We start from the raw sequence: 16,735 nt of genomic DNA, 5'->3' as shown, positions 1-16,735 counted from the left end.
CCGGCGTCAGGTGCGGCGGGGTCGCGAGTTATTTGCCCGGTTTCCGCAGACCTTGAACCGGCCTCGTCTCACTGGTTCAGGGATCCGGTGCCCCGGGATGGCAGGCCGTCTTGGATCGGGCCTGAGAAAAGCTCGGGCCGACGCAGCCTCAGCGCCTGAAGCAGGAATGCCGTCTTGAGATCGGGCAGACCTCCCGAAAGGAGACGGGACCAGAGCGCATCCAGGCCTAGCTCGACGACGGTGATTTCTTCGCCCTCTTCGGACAGGCCGCCGCCCGGAGCGACTCGGTCCCCGCGGCTGTACTCCGCTATGAACAAGGCACTGAGCTCGGACGAGACTGCGGGCATGGTCCAGGCTTCCATGATCCGCTCAAGCGTTCCCAGTCGAACGCCACACTCTTCGAACGCTTCTGCTCTGGCGACCTCTTGGCTCTCGCGCTCATCGGCGCGCCCGGCCGGGACCTCAAGCAGGTCGTCGACACCGGCCAGGATCACGGGGGCACGCGCCATCGTCACGAGCAAGGCGCAGCGCCGCTCCGGATCATAAGGCAGTACGGCTGTCGAGCGACCATGGTCTTCGACGTGCCGGGTGACGCTCAGCCCGCTTCGCAGCGTGAACGTCACCCGTTTCAGCTCGGTCCAGTCAGAATAGACCGTTTCGATCGCTGTGACAGGCGCAAGCGATCGAGGGCTGTTCACTCGAAGATGATCGAGGTTATCGCGACACTCAACGCCCGTGGATCGGCCCCGCCCGTCAGGGCCTGCCCAGCGAACAACCTGATCTCATTGAATTTCCTCAGCCCCTCGTCGGGCAGGGGGAAGGTCGTGGACTGGGTCGCGTCCCCCACGTCGATCGAACCGCAGAGCGAGCCGTTCAGGACGACGGCCAGCTTTTGTCCGACGATGGACTGGGGGGCGTGACAGGTCACCGTCATGCAGGTGCTGGTGCTCAGTTCGGCGGAGTTGGCGAACCGGATTACGCCGACCGTTCCGTCCATCCACACAAAGCCGGCTTCATCGTGCGACCAGCCGCTGACGAGATATGGTCTTGTCTCCGACGTCCCGAACCCCATCACGGTCTTGGACAACCGGGGAACGAGGCCGGCCTCGTCGTCGTCCGGGAAGGTCGCAGGCCGTTGGGCCAGCGACCGCTTCTCGTCAAGGGCCGGTGACATCTTGTGGATCAGCGGCGTGCTGCGACGCAGGAACTGGAGATAGGATCCGAAGCCGGCGAGGTAGGCCTTCGGAATCTCGTTCGCCAGCATCGAGGCATTGACCTCTGCGATGTCAGGCGCAGGCGTGGTTTCGATCCAGTCGATCATCTCCGGAATCTGCGCAAGCCATGCTGCACGGCCTTCGGCCACGGATTGGCGGCCGTTCATGCCGAGTTCGTAGGCGAGTTCGGGGCTCACATGGGGAGAGCCATCGATTCCCAATGTATAGAGAATACCGCTCTGCCAGTTCGCGATGTATTCGTTATGGGTGCTTGCATCGTGCGCGATCACCATCATTCCCGATGCCATGGCCTCGAGGAAGCCCATGCCGATACCTTCGCTGAGCCTTGGCGCGAAATAGACATTGGACTGGGACATGATGTCGTCCAGTTCAGAAACGTTCTCGAACCATTGCGATGTGGTGATCTCGGTGTTGCCGAACTGGGCCGGCAGCGCCGTCTCGGTCGTCCACGGGATATCCGGTGCCTGATGGATGTGCAGCTTGTCCAGCTGGCTGCCGATAACCCTGGCAATCATCTGCGTGTTGATCGGACTGTCGGGACGCCGTTCCCAGAAGAAGCCGTTGAGGCTGTTCATGCGCCGCACGGGGTTGGGCGAGACCTTCGGGAAATACTTTACCAGCAGCGAGGTGCCGCCGGCCCGCTGGATCTTCACATGCAGATGGCGCGAGAAGGCGACGAAACGCGCCTGGTTCGCCATCTGCCAATGCCCCTCGGGCATGTGTTCGGAACCGTCGAACATGGGGATGACAACGGTGGGCAACCCCTTGGCAAGGAAGATGGGAGCCAGGAAATCGAGCTGGTAAACGACCGCTATGTCGTAGTCGGCGGCCGAAACGTCAAAGTTGGTTTCGTGCAGCTTGTCTGGATCGACGTAGACGAGCGTGACGTCGAACGCCTTCTCGAGGATATCGAGCATGAACCGGTTCGACCGCGTCCTGAGATGGAATGCGTGTCCGATGTAAAGGATTCGACGTTTCATCACCCGCGCTCCGACCGGAACCAGTTTTCATAGGAGCAACGCACGTCCAGATAGAACCGCGCTCTCGCCTGTCGAATTCGCTCGGCCATTTCTTCGCGGCCGCCGTTCGCCAGCCGCCGGATCGCGGCCGGCATCTGGGAGGGCTCATCAACCAGATCGCCGAGGCCGTAGTACTCGACCTGTCGTGCAAAGGCCGTGCCTCTGAGGGTGATGCAAAGTCGGCCGACGCTGGCCGCTTCCATCATCACCGCAGACCCCCGAAGCCGGTACACGTCCCTCGCATAGGGCAAGAGCACGATGTCGCTGTCCCGGTAGAGATCATGCATCTTCTCGGACGTGATGACCGGGTCGAGCAGGGTCACGCCTCTCAGGGCGTACAGTTGGGACGTGTAGGAATCCCATTGCTCGTGCCCCTTGAGGGGCAGGGTCTGGGTCACGAACTTCAGGCCCAACTTCTTGGGCGGGTTCGCCAAGCTTTCACGCGCGATTCCGAAGAGATCAAGGAACCCCTTGTCGAGCCGTGCGGACCCGGCACAGAGGACGGTGAAGTCGTCACCATCCGGTAGCGGAACCTGTTCGGACGTCTCGGGATAGGGCGTTACAAAGGTCGTGAGGCCGGTCAGACCGCTGATCAGATCGGCATACTCCGGCGTCTCCGCCGAAAGGCGGATGTCCAGCCCCCCCTCCGAAGCCGCCCGGACCCGCTTGAAGAACTGCGCTGTACCGTCATCGTAGTACGGCGACGAGCCTTCGAGGACGCCGATCAGGCGAATGTAGACCGTGGGCCTCTCAGTCTGCGGGGCATCCGCCAGCGCATTCAGGAACCCGATCACGCCATAGAAGTCGGCACCCGGAAAGAAGATGACGTCGTCGCTTGTGATCTTGTAGTCCGCCAGCGTTCCCGCCGCGTCGTAAGTCGCCACGCGCTCGAAGGGATCGGCATAGTCGTCGTCAAAGGCCGGATGCTGGTTCACAATCTGGTTAGACTGCGCCGGCGACATGATCGGAATGTATCGATTGTACAGGAAGGTGAACCTGCGATCGAAGCCGAACTCGGCCGCGACCTCTTTCGGCAATCCGGTTGATGCCAGGCAATGAACGGCGTCGAAATCGCCGCCCAGATCCTTGCGGAAGTGATTCAGCGCCGGGACCGTGTGTCCATACGGCAGAACGCAGGTCGGATCGCAGATCAGCAGGGTTCGCCCCAACCCACCGGCCTTCTTCTTTTTCGTGCTCATGAGTTTACCGCACGCGCTCCAGTGGGTTCAAAGGTCGAAATACCGTCATTGATGGCGCGAACCTCACCGCGGGCCCCCTCGGCCAGGAAGGTTTGGTAGGCGAGACGCAGACCGTCCTCGAGACCATGCTTTCCCGACCATCCCATGTCGTGAAGCCTGGTGGAGTCCATCAGCTTGCGCGGCGTCCCATCCGGCTTGGACGCATCGAACACCAGATCCCCTTCGAACCCGACCACCTTGGCAGTCAGATGCGCCAGGTCCCGGATCGAAATCTCGTCACCGGACCCCACATTCACATGAGGCGCGTCGGAATAGGTCTTGGTCAGGAAAATGCAGGCGTCGGCGAGATCGTCGACGTACATGAATTCGCGCAACGGCGTGCCCGAACCCCACACCTCTACAGAAGGCGAGGACGCCAGCTTGGCCTCATGCATCTTTCGTATAAGGGCCGGCATGACGTGGCTGGAGTTCAGATCGTAGTTGTCTCCGGGTCCGAACAGGTTCGTCGGCATCGCCGAGATGAAATCCGCCCCGTACTGCTTGCGATAGGCCTGGCAGAGCTTGATGCCGGCAATCTTGGCGATCGCATACCATTCGTTGGTCGGCTCCAGCGGCCCGGTCAGAAGCGAGTCCTCGTGGATCGGCTGGGGAGCCAGGCGCGGATAGATGCAGGAGGACCCAAGATACAGCAGCTTCTCGACCCCGCCCCGATAGGAGGCGTGGATCACGTTCGCCGAGATCATCAGATTCTGGTACAGAAAGACGGCTGGCAGACTGTCATTCGCCATGATGCCGCCGACCTTGGCGGCAGCCACGATTGACACATCGGGCTTGTTGGTCTGAACCCAGGCATCAACGGCGGCGGAGTCGGTGAGGTCGAGGTCGTTCCGACCCGCCGTGAGGATCTCGCAATTTTCCTCTTGCAAGCGGCGGACAATGGCCGAGCCGACCATACCCCGGTGGCCCGAGACCCAGACGCGTTTCCCACTCAAAGACACCGTCATCACTGCACTCCCTCAGGGAAATTCGTTCCCGGCGTCCCGGTCGTAGAAAACTTCGGATGGCAGCCAAGCCCCCGATGCTGCGTCGCAATATATGCCACAATCAGGCATCTAGCTCCAGCAGGAGCGAACAATGTTTTCGACATCATGTCGCGACCCTGACCGGCGAACGTCCGCTCATGATGTCTGTTGCCGCCAATAATCGAGGATGCCCTTGATCGTCTCGTCGGTCAGACCTCCGGGCGACCAGCCGGTTGCCTTGCATAGAGACTTGATCGACCCCGCGGCACAAGGGGTCTCCACGGAACGAAGGCGATCATGGGAGACCACGACCTCGGGCCGGGCGGTGCTGCCGGCGATGAGCTTGTCGAGCAGATCGCGGACCGTCCGAACCTCGCCGGAGCAGACGTTGAATGTGTTCACCGCGGGCAGGGTCGCCCGCGCCTCTATCACCGCCAGAATAGCCGCGACGGCATCGCGTACGTCGCCGAAATCCCGTTTTGCCGTGAGATCCCCGACTTCGATCCGACCCACCCCGCCTTGACGCTCAATCCTGGCCAATTGCGCGGCGAACGACGCCGCGACGAACTGTTCTCCCTGGCCAGGGCCGACATGATTGAAGAAGCGCAGGATGATGAGCTGGGCATCGACACCCAATGTGTCACGCAGGACGAACTCGGCAGCCAGTTTGCTTCTGGCATAGGGGGTCATGGGCCGCGGACATGAATCCTCGTCCATGGGCAGTTGGGACTGGAACGAGTCGCCATAGACCTCGGCGCTGGATGCAAAGATGAAACATGCGTCCGGCTTCACCGCGCGCACGGCGGCCGCCAGTCGTCGGGTGCCGCCGACGTTGACCTCCCAGACGTCCGAACCGACTTCCAGAGACTTGCCGACGCTCGCCTGGGCCGCGAGATGGATCACTACATCCGGCCTGGATTGGTCGACAAGGCGGTCGATAGACGCGCCTTCGGCCATGTCGGCCTGGAGATGATGCGCATCGACATGATTTCGAGGCCCCTTGCGGCAACTCGAAAACACGACGAAGTCCGGAAACCGGCTCCTCAGTGCTCTGACCAGGTGAGCGCCGATAAAGCCATCAGCGCCCGTGACGAGGATGGAGGGATGCCGGATTTCCGAATTCACTAGGCCCGCCTGGCGCTATGCCGCTCCAGATCCGCCTCGACCATTTCCGCGATCAGTTGTTCGAACGTCACTTCCGGCGTCCAGCCCAGTTTGGCCTTGGCCTTGGCCGGGTCGCCCAGCAGAACATCGACTTCGGCAGGACGCAGGAATGCGGCGTCAAGCTTGACGTAGTCCTCGTAGTTGAGGCCCACCTGTTCGAAGGCGACGCGGCAAAGATCCCGCACCGACACGGTGCGTCCCGTCGCAACGACGTAATCATCGCCGCTTTCCTGCTGCAACATCAGCCACATCGCGCGAACGTAGTCGCGGGCGTGACCCCAGTCACGCGTCGCATCCAGATTGCCCATCGGCAACTCGGACGCCAGGCCCAGCTTGATGCGCGCCGCAGCGTCAGTGACCTTGCGCGTCACGAACTCAAGACCGCGCAGCGGCGATTCATGGTTGAACAGGATGCCACTGCTGGTGTGCATACCGAAGCTTTCGCGATAGTTCACCGTCATCCAGTGACCGAAAAGCTTGGCGACCGCGTAGGGGCTGCGAGGATAGAACGGCGTCGCCTCGCTCTGCTGCGGCTCCTGGATCAGGCCATACATCTCCGAAGAAGACGCCTGATAGAAGCGCGCTTCAGGAGCTTCCAGACGGACAGCCTCCAGAATGTTGTTAACGCCGATGGCAGTGACCTGACTGGTCAGCAGAGGCTGTTGCCAGGACGCCTTCACGAAGGACTGCGCCGCGAGGTTATAGACCTCGTCCGGCTTGATCTCCCGGATGATGCGGGACATCGCGGACACGTCGAGAATGTTGCCGTCCTCGTAGGTCACGTCATTCTGGATGCCGAGCCACTCAAGCCTCCGCAGATGGGCTTCTGCGTGGCTGCTGCGCCGGATCAGGCCGTGGACCTTATACCCCTTGTCGAGAAGGAGCTGCGACAGATAGGCGCCATCCTGGCCGGTGACGCCAGTAATCAAAGCGGTTTTCAATTCATGTCCTTCGCGTCGTTCGCGGTTTCGCTACCATCGGTCCTTTGAGGCCGCAACCGTCAAGTCGGGACCACCCTCCAGAAACACGATCTGGGTAGCCCCTCAGAGGGGCTAGGGCCTAGCACCTCGTGTCGCGTTTGCCACATCACATCGTACGGAACGCGGCAAGGCCGGAGAACCGATCCCTGGAATCACCGATGGTCGGGCGACGGATTGCGGCTCAACGATCAAGGCTTTAGTCGATAGGGCATGACCGCTGTCGCGGACCAAAGGGTTATCGATGAACGTCTACATCCATGGCAACTGCCAGGCCCTGGCCCTGGTCGAACTGATGCGGGAAGTCGCAAGCGAGACCCTGCAGATCGACGGACGCGCCTGCTACCAGACCGATCTGGACCAGGGGCTTCAGGACCACATCGCCGCCGTCCGCAGCGCGGATATCGTCGTCCACCAGCCGATTTCGGACGGCTATCGGGGTGTTCAGGAGCTTTCGCTCAGCTGGGCACGCGAGAACACCCGACCCGACGCAATACTCGTGGAGTTTCCGGTCATCCACCACAGCGGGCAGATGCCGCAGATATTCACCCTGGGAGAGTTTACGGGCGACCGGATGGAATATCACGACGCGCACGCGATCGATTATTTTCTGCGTCGACTGCCCGCCGAGGCATTTGTCGCCGATATGCTGAGCGCCGACTTTCTGCCCTTCGATTTTGCCCGATCCGAGGCCTTCGGTGCCACGCTCGACCTCATGCGTCGTGAGAGTATCAGTTCATCGGGCATTACCAGCGCAGATCTGATCGTGCCCCGTTTCCACCGCGAACAGCCCATGTTCACGGTCAACCACCCTGCCCGCAATGTTCTGGCGGAGGTCGCGAACAGGATCCTGGCCCATGCGCAACGGCCGGAACGGATCGCGATCGAAGGGCGCGAACCCCTGGATGCAATCATCCTCACGCCCTACCCTTCGGTCGCCACCGCGCTCGAATACTCCGGATCAGGCCTTCCCCTGGGCCAGGTGCGCTATGCGGGAGAGTGGGCCGACGCCGTTTCCTACTACGGGGCCGTATTCGAGACCTACCAGGATATCGGCTACGAGCGGGTCAAGGCGGCGGCGGCCGGTAGCCGAGGAATTTCCGAGTACCTGGATCGCTTCGCCAGAGCCAAGGGCACGGTCCACGACACGGACGGTGTCCTGGTCAGGCAGGCCTACAGTCTGTTTCTCTCACGCCACCCCAACAACGACGAACTGCGGGATGCGCGCACTTTCGTCGATGAACGCGGTCTTGCAGATTTTCTCGCGACCTTCCCCGCCTCGGAAGAGTTCGTGGACGCGGGGGGCTTTGACGGCCTGGGAAGACGCTACCAGGCGAATGGCGGCAGATTCGGGCCCGGATGAGACTGAACGCGTCCTACTGACCCTACGCCCCCATGTCAGCCTCAGACCTCGGCTATGACATTGAGCAGATAATTTCCGTAGGCAGAGCTTCCGTGTTCGCGCGCCAACCGACCCAGCGCATCGGCATCAATATAGCCCATCTGATAGGCGACCTCTTCGGGGCAGGCGATCCTGTAACCCTGGCGTCGTTCGACGGTTCGCACGAATTCGGACGCTTCCAGAAGACCGTCCGGCGTGCCTGCGTCCAGCCAGGCATACCCCCGCCCTATTCGTTTCAAGTTCAGCCGTCCGCGCTCCAGGTAAGCGCGGTTGATGTCGGTGACCTCCAGCTCGCCACGGTCCGACCGCTGAAGCCCTCGCACGATATCAACGACTTCGGCGTCGTAGACGTAAAGACCCGTCACCGCCCAGTTCGAGCGTGGGTTTGTCGGCTTTTCCTCGATCGACAGGATGTTCTTGTCGCTGTCGAACTCGACCACGCCGTAATCCTCGGGGCGATTGACGTGGTGGGCGAAGATCGTCGCCCCACGGTTCAGGCTGACCGCGTCGGCGAAAACGCTCCCGAGCCTGTCCCCATAGAAAATGTTGTCGCCCAGTATCAGAGCCGACGTCTCGTCACGAACGAACGCTTCGCCGATCCGATACGCTTCGGCGATCCCGCCTGCCCCGTCCTGAACAGCATAGCTGAACGCACAACCCCAGAGGGATCCGTCTCCCAGAAGCGCCTGATAGTCCGCCGTGTCACGGCTGTTGCAGATGATCAGGATCTCGCGCACGCCGCACAGCATCAGCGTGGTCAGCGGATAGTAGATCATCGGCTTGTCATAGACGGGCAGGAGGTGCTTGGAGACGACCTTCGTCATCGGGGCCAGCCGACTTCCGGTGCCCCCCGCCATCAACAGGCCCTTCACGGATTTCGCCCCACGCTGTCGAGCCCGAGCCGGCGGGTCCGCTGGGCCGCGTCACCCGTCAGATCGCCTTGCTCCAGAAACCAGGCCACGGTTCGTTCCAGTCCCTGGTCGAAGTCCACACTCGGCTCGAAGCCTATCTCCCGGCAGGTTTGTGTGAAATCGACAGCATAGCGGCGATCATGACCCGGCCGGTCCTGGGTCAGCGCGATCAGTCGGGCATGGGGAGCGCCCTGCGGTCTCAGTCGATCCAGAACGGCGCAGATCGTGGTCACCACCTGCAGATTGGTCCGCTCCGCTCCGCCTCCGAACATATAGGTAGCCTGCGACCTTCCCCTTTCGATCACGGCCAGCAGACCCGCCGCGTGATCCTCGACCGCAAGCCAGTCCCTGATGTTGCCGCCATCGCCGTAGACGGGCAGGCTCAAACCCGCGATCGCACGCCGGGTCGTCAAGGGAATGAGTTTCTCGGGATACTGGCGGGGCCCGTAATTGTTCGAGCAATGAGTGACGATGACCGGCAGGCCGTAGGTGTGCCCCCACGCCCGCACCAGGTGATCAGAGGCGGCCTTGCTCGCCGAATAGGGAGAGTGTGGATCGTAGCGGCTGATGGCGTCAAATCGGCCGGTCTCACCAAGACTGCCGAACACTTCGTCAGTGGAGACCTGAATGAACCGGAAAGCGTCCCGTCGAGCCTTCGTCAGCCGTGACCACCACATTCGAGTCTCTTCCAGCAGCCCGAAACCGCCGAGGATGTTGGTCGCGACAAACGGACCCGGCTCATCGATCGAGCGATCGACATGGGTTTCGGCGGCAAGGTTGATCACCACATCCGGCTCGAACTCGGCCAGCAGTCTCGCGACAAGCTCACGATCGCCGATATCCCCCTTGACCTTGGCCAGACGGTCGTTCCGCTCCATGCCGTGCAGGTTTCGCCAGGTCCCGGCATAGGTCAGGGCGTCGACCACCAGGACCTCGTGGTCCGTGTGCTGCATCAGCCGATCAACGAGAGCGCTTCCAACGAAGCCCGCACCGCCCGTCACGATAATGTTCATCCGGCCCCCGCCATTTTGCGACACCGGCGATCACTCCTCGAACTCGGTGGAGAGGGCAATCAGTTTCTCGCTGCGGATTCGTTATCCCCGCCACGCCCCGTGAAACCCGGCCGGCAGTGCCACATCCGCCGCCCATGTGACGAGCGGCCCGTCGGATACATTCCCTGCGTCGAACGCATGCAACTGGGTCACCCCTGCCCGCAGGTCGATCGAGGGGACGATCAGCCACGCGTCGCGTTCGCGCGTCCCGCCAGGCTTGGGCACGAACACCGCCTCCTCGACCACGTGGCCGGTGCCGAAGTGGAAGGCGTCGGCACGCCCTCTCGACCAGTCCTGGACCGCCAGCCCCGTCGGCAGGGGACGCCCCGTCGTCTCTCCGGCCGTATGGACCGTCAGGCTGCGCCGCAGGCCCGCGAATCGGGGATTGGCTTGCGGGAATTCGCCCGTCAGCCCGCTCGAGACCATCTCGGCCCGGCCGTCGGCGTGCAGGGTAATCAGGGCCAGCTTGGTCGGCTCGCCGGGCACCCGGCCGCGCCCCTCGACCAGAACCCGGGCCCCCTCGACCGCGAACTCGATGTCCTTGCCCGCCGCGACATCGAACCGGATCGTGCCGTCGCTGTCGGCCCAGGCGTCGCCGAGGTGGAAGAAGGAGAAGGTCGGCAGTTCATAGACACGGCCGCGCGTCAGGTCCGCCTTGTCCAGCACGACCACCTGCGTCCCCATATCGGCCCGCCAGCCGAACTGGGTCGTGAACGGCATCCCGTTGCGCTCATGGACCCAGGGCTGGAGCACGAAGATCAGGTGCCGGTCGGTCGCCGTGAAATCATGGAAATAGCTGGCGCGCGGCAGGGTCACGACCTGGGCCTCGATCAGGCCGCCCGCGCCGTTCAGATGCCAGACGATGACCTGGGCCCCGTTCGCCCCCACGTTCCAGATCGTGCCGTCGGGATCGAAGCGGGGATGGGCCTGGAACGGCATCCCCTTCAGATCGGGCTTGAGGGTGACGTAGTGTTCCGTGGCCAGGGTTTCTGCGTCCATCTGCAGTGGCGACCCGCCCTCCCACAGGGCCCAGACCTTGTCGCCGGCCACCATGACGGCGGTGTTGGCGCAGTTGGCGTCGTCGACGGAATCGATCCGGGCACCGGGGCGGCCGGGGGTGCCGAAGCCGGGGGTGACCACGGCATCGAGCTCGGTCTCGGTGCGACGCTTGTTGGTGTCGGCGAAGCGTGCCTGGAGGGTGACCTGGCCGCCGGCGATATCGAAGGACCGCAACAGACCGTCGCCATCGAACCAGTGGGTGGCCGATCCGCCTGCACGACGAAACTTGCCGGGGCCGTTGCGGAACAGCGTCCCCTCCAGCCCGGCCGGGGCACGTCCCCGGATACGGCGCATCGTCTGGGGCGCAACGTCCGCTTCGAGGTCCCGCGTCGCCAGGGCCCAGTCGGCGGCCCCCGCATCGTTGGCGACGTTCAGGGCGGCCGCCGCGCGCGCCATTTCGGGCGTGACAACGGCGGCGGAGAGGGCGGCTGCGCCCATCAGGATGTTGCGGCGGGTCGGGGTCATGGAGGGAATCCAAATCTTGAGGGTGTATCTCCCTCCCCCGCGGGAGAGGGTGGTCGAAGCGCAGCGAAGACCGGGTGGGAAGGGCAAGGCGACGCGGCGCTGATCTGCCTTGCCGCCCCCACCCGGCGGCTGCGCCGCCTGCCCTCCCCCGCAGGGGGAGGGAGAAGTCCGTGCTATCAGCGCAGGTTGATCGTCTGGGTCACCGGACCCGAGGCGGCAAAGCGGGCGGCGCTCCACGGGGCCGGGCCCATGTTGCCGCGGGCGTTGTTCGAGAAGGCAAAGGGTTCGGTCGGCATGCCGAACGGGTTGGTGTTCATTTTCCCGTCGCCATCGACGTCGTGAAAGCTCTTGGCCGCATAGTCGCCGGCGGGCAGGTCGGCGAAGGTCGCGCTGTGCTGGCCGGCCCCAACATCGACCATGGCCTGGGCCACCGGCGCTCCACCCGAGAAGGCGGCTTCGGAGTCATACAGCACCACCATCACCTTGCCGGTCGTGGCGGCGGTGTCGAAGTCCAGGGTGATGGTGGTGGGGGCGGACGTCTCTGCAAGAGCGGGGGCCGAAACCAGCAGGGCGGCGACGAGGGCGGCGGAAGCGAAACGGATCATGACGGGCATCCTTGTAAGGAGAGGGGTGAAGAGCGGTATGGAGGAACCCGACCACCGGGCTCCGATGTCCCGACCATCACCCCGGCCCCGACGCGCCGCCACCGGACTTGCGGCGATGACCGGCCCGGCTTCGTGAACGGCGGCGCCTGTGCGTTGGCGAAACGCCGATGAACACCTCCGATCGCGAACGGCGCGCCGTTGGACAGGCTGCGACGACCCTGCCCCCTCCCGCAGCACGCATCGGCGCCCTATCTGATCGTCATGACCGATCTGTCTCCCCGCGAAATCGTCTCCGAACTCGACCGCTTCATCGTCGGCCAGCACGACGCCAAGCGCGCCGTCGCCGTGGCCCTGCGCAACCGCTGGCGTCGCAAGCGCGTGCCCGCCGACCTGCGCGACGAGGTGACGCCCAAGAACATCCTGATGATCGGCCCCACCGGCGTCGGCAAGACCGAGATCGCCCGGCGTCTGGCCCGCCTGGCCGGTTCGCCCTTCCTCAAGGTCGAGGCCACCAAATTCACCGAGGTCGGCTATGTCGGCCGCGATGTGGATCAGATCATGCGCGACCTGGTCGAGGCCGCCCTGATCATGGTCCGCGACCTGAAGCGAACCGGCGTCCGCGCCAAGGCCGAGGCCGCCGCCGAAGAACGCATCCTCGACGCCCTGGTCGGTCCCGGCTCAGGCCCCGCCACCCGCGACAGCTTCCGAAAGAAGCTCCGCTCCGGCGAGATGGACGACAAGGAGATCGACATCGATCTCGCAGACACCTCATCTCCGCTCGGCGGTCTCGACATGGGTTCGGGCGGCGGCAATGTCGGCCTGATCAATCTGTCGGAGATGCTGGGCAAGATGGGCGGCGGGCGGACCCGCTCGGTCAAGACCACGGTCAAGGACGCCGTCGCCCCCCTGATCACCGAGGAGAGCGACAAGCTGCTGGATCAGGACAGCCTGACCCGCGAGGCCGTCACCTTGGCCGAACAGGAAGGCATCGTCTTCCTGGACGAGATCGACAAGGTCGCGGGTCGCCAGGATCGCGGGGGTGCCGACGTGTCGCGCGAAGGGGTCCAGCGCGACCTGCTGCCCCTGATCGAGGGCACGACCGTCTCGACGAAGTATGGACCGGTGATGACCGACCACGTCCTGTTCATCGCCTCGGGCGCCTTCCACGTCGCCAAGCCCAGCGACCTGTTGCCCGAGCTTCAGGGTCGGCTGCCGATTCGCGTCGAGCTCAAGGCCCTGACCCGCGACGACTTCGTGCGCATCCTCACCGAGCCCGAGGCCAATCTGATCCGCCAGAACCAGGCCCTGCTGTTGACCGAAGAGGTGACCCTGATCTTCACCCCCGACGCCGTCGAGGCCATGGCCGACGCCGCCGTCGCCGCCAACGGTGCGGTCGAGAACATCGGCGCGCGCCGCCTGGTCACCGTGATCGAGAAGGTGCTGGAGGAGACCTCGTTCAAGGCCTCGGACCTGTCGGGCCAGACCCTGACCTTCGACGGCGATCAGGTCCGCGAAAAGGTCGGCGACCTGGCCCGCAACGCCGACTTGAGCCGTTTCATCCTGTAGGGAACGACTTCGGCCGGTTCCAGGGTCACCGTCTCGGGCGTCCAGGGTTTCAGGCGGCCGGCCATGGCGGCCGCAACGACCTGATCGGCGAACAGGTCGGGGTCCGTCCGGCTCATGCCGTGAAACGCATGCCAAGGGTAGGTCCACCAGAGCGAGGCCCTCAGACGCGCGATCACGTCCGGTGCGAACCGCTTGCGGATCGGCTTGGCGGGAACGCCTCCGACAATGGTCCAGGGTTCGACATCGGTCGTCACGACCGCACCCGTGGCGATGATCGCGCCGTTTCCGATCGTGACGCCGAGGGCAATCGCGACCTGGTCACCAATCCAGACGTCATGACCGATGACGGGATAGGCCTGCCCCTGCCGTGATGCGTACGGCAGGGGACTGAACCGCGACCCGGCCTCCTCGGAGACCGCGTCCAGGGCGTCGCGCAACGGCGGCGTGAACGGGGTGTCGCTGGGCCTGAAAAAGGCGACTGAGGTCGAGGCCCATTCGGCCGGGTGGGCAAAATCGATGAACCTGAGACCTCGGCCGATCGAGCAATAGCGTCCGACGTTGAGGCCTGCGGGCAGCGGCGAGTGCGAATAGGATGCGGCACCCATGGTGCAAAGGCCTCCCGGCACGGCCCATCGGCTGGGCGCATAAGGGCCACCGTAGAATGCGCTGGGTCCTTCGATTCTGATCGATCCGGGGACCTGGATCGTCTCGTGATCCGACAGCCATCCCCGCCCCTCGGCGACCTCGCGTCGATCATAGGAGAACAGGATGCGCGCGCGCCGGAAGCGTTCGATCAGCGCCTCGTCCACCGGAATGTCTATGGCCGTGCTCATGCGAGCACCAATCGATCGACGTGCAGGGATGTCGCAACCGCGTCCGGCGCAGAGCCGCGCTGCCCTGCGAACAGGGTGATGGTCGTCTTGGGGAGCATGGAGTTGTCCAGGGCTTGCCTGGCCGTCCCGGAAACCGTCGATCGCGTGGAGCCTAGCGGGCTTCCAGACGGATGCGCCGGTCCGCCCAGACCTCGAAGGCCCCGACGAGGAACAGCAGGCTGATGAGAATATAGAGACCGTTCCGCAGCGCGATCCCCGACCACACGAAGGCGTTGTCGGACATCAGCGGCATGGCGTGCGTGGCCACGATGACGAACTGGGCGCTGGCCACGAAGACCAGCCACCATCGGTCGGCCCGCTCGGCCAGCCACCAGACGATCACGAACAGCGCCAGGTTCAGAACACTCGTGCCGGTCCGCCAGGAGCCGACCGTGAGAGCCCCGGCCAGGGGTTCCACCACGATCGCCAGAGCGAAGGCCGCGACCGCGATCCTGTCCGCCCACCGTCCGCGCCACAGGAGCAACGCGAAAGCGAACAGATTAAACGCATAGATGGCGGTCGCGAGCACAGGCTACTCTGCGGCGACGCGGGCCGGCGTCGGCAGAAGTTCCGCCTTGGGCCAGGGCGTCTCCGGGCCGTTCTCCGGCGGCTTCTCCTCGATCCCCAGGGTCGGGCTGACGCCCAGGGAATCGGCGCGACGCTGCATTCGCATATGCATGGCGACGACACTGCCGCGCAGGGAAGTCGCATCGGGAATGACCTTGGCCAGGTCGTCGAACATGGCCTGGCCGAAGGTCGCCGAAATACCGGCGGCCATGCGGCCCGACGACAGGGTCTGGCCGATGGCATGGGCCCGCATCAGGGCCTCGTCGACGTGGCGCTCGAGTGCGTTGAGGTCCGCCGCGATGGCGTTGGCGGCCGAGACGGCGGCCTGGGGGTTCTTCAGGATGACGGCGGATGGAGTCACGGAGGTCGGCCTTTCGAGGGAGGATCGGATCAGCCGAGGAAGTCGTTGATGCCCGCCATGATCTGACCCGTGATCGCAAGGACGATCACGATGGCCACCGCGCCGCCCAGGATCAGGACGATGCGGGGGTGACGCCGCGGCGGTGTCCGCCACGCCCCCAGTCCGCGATAGGCCCGCATCAGCGGCCCCTCCACGGACCTCAGATCACCAGCATCGATCAGAACCGCCCCGGTGTCCGTCCGTGATGCGGCCCGTCCGGTGAGGTGGTCTATGAGCAATGGATGCTCTGAGTAATCGCTACTCAGACGTCGTGCCGCCAGTTTGCGGTCCGAGACGCCGAGCTTGCGATAGGCGCGGTGCAGATTGTTGCCGACGGTCCGCGGCGCGATCCCCAGCGCGACCGCGACCTCCTTGTCGCTGAGACCGTCGCCGGCCAGCAGGACGCACCTCAGTTCCTGCGATGTCAGTCTGTCCGGCATGGCCCCTCGCCTCTGTCGCGCGACGATGATGCGTGATCGCCCGCAGGTCCAGTCCCGCAGGCCGGCTCAAGTCTTCGCGGACGGGCCACCCTGTCTTAACCGCCGGGCGTAGAAGAACTGCGCCATCTCGAATTCGTCCATCGTGTCGATGTCGATACCCTCCACCGTGTCGGTGATCAGGAACCCCGGCTTCTCGCCGATCAGATAGCGATTGCGCAGGATATCCGCCTTGCGCGCCAGAGAGATGGCGGTGTTGTGGATGTGCAGCGGCTTCAGATTCTGGCTGTAGGGATGCCACACACCCCACTGATAGTTGATGGGCTGAAACTCTGAGCTCAGGAAGAACCGTTGGTCGCGTGTCACCGAGATCACGCTGTCGATATCTCCCTGGCCCAGCATGTCGATCGCCTCGTCGTAGCGGGTGAACAGCGGACTCGTGATCGGGCACCAGGCGATGAAGGTTTCGGGCGACACCGGTATGTCTTGAAGGATGCCGTCGATGACGTCCCCCCACGGGGTCTCGAACCGTGTCAGGTGAGGGTCCCGCTCGACAAACCGGGCCCCTGCCGCCTCGGCAATTCGCCGGGCCTCCGGGGAGTCGCTCGACACATAGACCTCGCTGATGTGAGCTGCGGACAGCAACTGCTCGATCTTGATATCGAGCAGCGACCGTCCCCCGTGGAACTCCCGCAAATTCTTTCGCGGCACGCGGGTCGACACCGCCTTGGCTGCAACGACCGCGACGACCGTGGGGGCACTCTTCAACGTCATGGTCTTGCG

Annotated in this window: 17 protein-coding genes; 2 read left to right on the top strand and 15 right to left on the bottom strand. The window is 64.0% G+C overall.

The features are described from left to right. Window positions 1–68 precede the first annotated feature (68 nt). The 6 genes from O5K39_RS06565 to gmd all read right to left on the bottom strand — a co-directional run bounded on the left by O5K39_RS06565 (window position 69) and on the right by gmd (window position 6,580). Window positions 69–623, bottom strand: coding sequence for an NUDIX hydrolase (locus tag O5K39_RS06565; protein ID WP_271146474.1), 555 nt, complete (start codon window positions 621–623; stop codon window positions 69–71). Window positions 624–694: 71 nt separating this feature from the next. Continuing rightward, window positions 695–2,152: a glycosyltransferase gene (locus tag O5K39_RS06560; RefSeq protein WP_271146473.1), complete on the bottom strand. Its 1,458-nt coding sequence runs from the start codon at window positions 2,150–2,152 to the stop codon at window positions 695–697. A 62-nt stretch (window positions 2,153–2,214) separates the two neighbouring features. After that, window positions 2,215–3,453: a glycosyltransferase gene (locus O5K39_RS06555; protein ID WP_271146472.1), complete on the bottom strand. Its 1,239-nt coding sequence runs from the start codon at window positions 3,451–3,453 to the stop codon at window positions 2,215–2,217. Beyond that, a complete protein-coding gene (locus tag O5K39_RS06550) occupies window positions 3,450–4,457 on the bottom strand; it encodes a GDP-L-fucose synthase (RefSeq protein WP_271146471.1) in 1,008 nt (335 codons plus the stop codon). Before O5K39_RS06550 ends, O5K39_RS06555 begins: the two co-directional genes overlap by 4 nt. A 174-nt stretch (window positions 4,458–4,631) precedes the next feature. After that, entirely contained in the window at window positions 4,632–5,600 is a 969-nt protein-coding gene (locus O5K39_RS06545) for an NAD-dependent epimerase/dehydratase family protein (protein WP_271146470.1), read from the bottom strand. Beyond that, on the bottom strand, window positions 5,600–6,580 hold the full coding sequence (gene gmd, locus O5K39_RS06540) for a GDP-mannose 4,6-dehydratase (protein WP_271146469.1): 981 nt from the start codon (window positions 6,578–6,580) through the stop codon (window positions 5,600–5,602). Before gmd ends, O5K39_RS06545 begins: the two co-directional genes overlap by 1 nt. Window positions 6,581–6,860: 280 nt before the next feature. On the opposite strand from gmd, the gene O5K39_RS06535 reads away from it, so the two are divergent. Beyond that, window positions 6,861–7,979, top strand: a complete 1,119-nt coding sequence (locus tag O5K39_RS06535) for a WcbI family polysaccharide biosynthesis putative acetyltransferase (protein WP_271146468.1) — start codon at window positions 6,861–6,863, stop codon at window positions 7,977–7,979. Between the two features lie 41 nt (window positions 7,980–8,020). On the opposite strand, the gene rfbA is transcribed toward O5K39_RS06535, so the two are convergent. The 4 genes from rfbA to O5K39_RS06515 form a co-directional block, all read right to left on the bottom strand. Continuing rightward, window positions 8,021–8,890 (bottom strand): glucose-1-phosphate thymidylyltransferase RfbA, encoded by an 870-nt coding sequence (rfbA, locus tag O5K39_RS06530; protein ID WP_271146467.1) that lies wholly within the window; start codon window positions 8,888–8,890, stop codon window positions 8,021–8,023. Continuing rightward, window positions 8,887–9,942 carry a dTDP-glucose 4,6-dehydratase gene (rfbB, locus tag O5K39_RS06525; RefSeq protein ID WP_271146466.1) on the bottom strand — a complete coding sequence of 352 codons (1,056 nt, stop codon included), beginning with the start codon at window positions 9,940–9,942 and terminating at the stop codon, window positions 8,887–8,889. The genes rfbA and rfbB overlap by 4 nt, the downstream gene beginning before the upstream one ends. A gap of 81 nt (window positions 9,943–10,023) precedes the next feature. Continuing rightward, window positions 10,024–11,505: a carotenoid oxygenase family protein gene (locus O5K39_RS06520; protein WP_271146465.1), complete on the bottom strand. Its 1,482-nt coding sequence runs from the start codon at window positions 11,503–11,505 to the stop codon at window positions 10,024–10,026. A gap of 176 nt (window positions 11,506–11,681) precedes the next feature. Continuing rightward, window positions 11,682–12,110: a DUF2141 domain-containing protein gene (locus O5K39_RS06515; RefSeq protein WP_271146464.1), complete on the bottom strand. Its 429-nt coding sequence runs from the start codon at window positions 12,108–12,110 to the stop codon at window positions 11,682–11,684. A 261-nt stretch (window positions 12,111–12,371) separates the two neighbouring features. Between O5K39_RS06515 and hslU the strand changes: the two genes are divergently transcribed. Next, window positions 12,372–13,676, top strand: a complete 1,305-nt coding sequence (hslU, locus tag O5K39_RS06510; RefSeq protein WP_271146463.1) for an ATP-dependent protease ATPase subunit HslU — start codon at window positions 12,372–12,374, stop codon at window positions 13,674–13,676. On the opposite strand, the gene O5K39_RS19550 is transcribed toward hslU, so the two are convergent. From O5K39_RS19550 to O5K39_RS06485, 5 genes are all read right to left on the bottom strand, one after another. Continuing rightward, the gene (locus tag O5K39_RS19550; RefSeq protein ID WP_348637127.1) at window positions 13,613–14,509 is read right to left on the bottom strand and encodes a CatB-related O-acetyltransferase; all 897 of its coding nucleotides are present in this window, start codon (window positions 14,507–14,509) and stop codon (window positions 13,613–13,615) included. The two genes, hslU and O5K39_RS19550, sit on opposite strands and share 64 nt — an antisense overlap. A gap of 151 nt (window positions 14,510–14,660) precedes the next feature. Beyond that, the gene (locus O5K39_RS06500) at window positions 14,661–15,077 is read right to left on the bottom strand and encodes a hypothetical protein (RefSeq protein WP_271146462.1); all 417 of its coding nucleotides are present in this window, start codon (window positions 15,075–15,077) and stop codon (window positions 14,661–14,663) included. Between the two features lie 3 nt (window positions 15,078–15,080). Further along, window positions 15,081–15,476, bottom strand: a complete 396-nt coding sequence (locus O5K39_RS06495; protein WP_271146461.1) for a hypothetical protein — start codon at window positions 15,474–15,476, stop codon at window positions 15,081–15,083. Between the two features lie 29 nt (window positions 15,477–15,505). Beyond that, on the bottom strand, window positions 15,506–15,955 hold the full coding sequence (locus O5K39_RS06490; RefSeq protein ID WP_271146460.1) for a helix-turn-helix transcriptional regulator: 450 nt from the start codon (window positions 15,953–15,955) through the stop codon (window positions 15,506–15,508). A 66-nt stretch (window positions 15,956–16,021) separates the two neighbouring features. Continuing rightward, on the bottom strand, window positions 16,022–16,726 hold the full coding sequence (locus O5K39_RS06485; RefSeq protein ID WP_271146459.1) for a hypothetical protein: 705 nt from the start codon (window positions 16,724–16,726) through the stop codon (window positions 16,022–16,024). Window positions 16,727–16,735: the final 9 nt, after the last annotated feature.

Source organism: Brevundimonas sp. NIBR10 (assembly GCF_027912515.1).
Lineage (GTDB): Bacteria > Pseudomonadota > Alphaproteobacteria > Caulobacterales > Caulobacteraceae > Brevundimonas.
The sequence above is the reverse complement of the archived record's forward strand: the minus strand, read 5'-3'. Positions and strand labels throughout refer to the sequence as shown.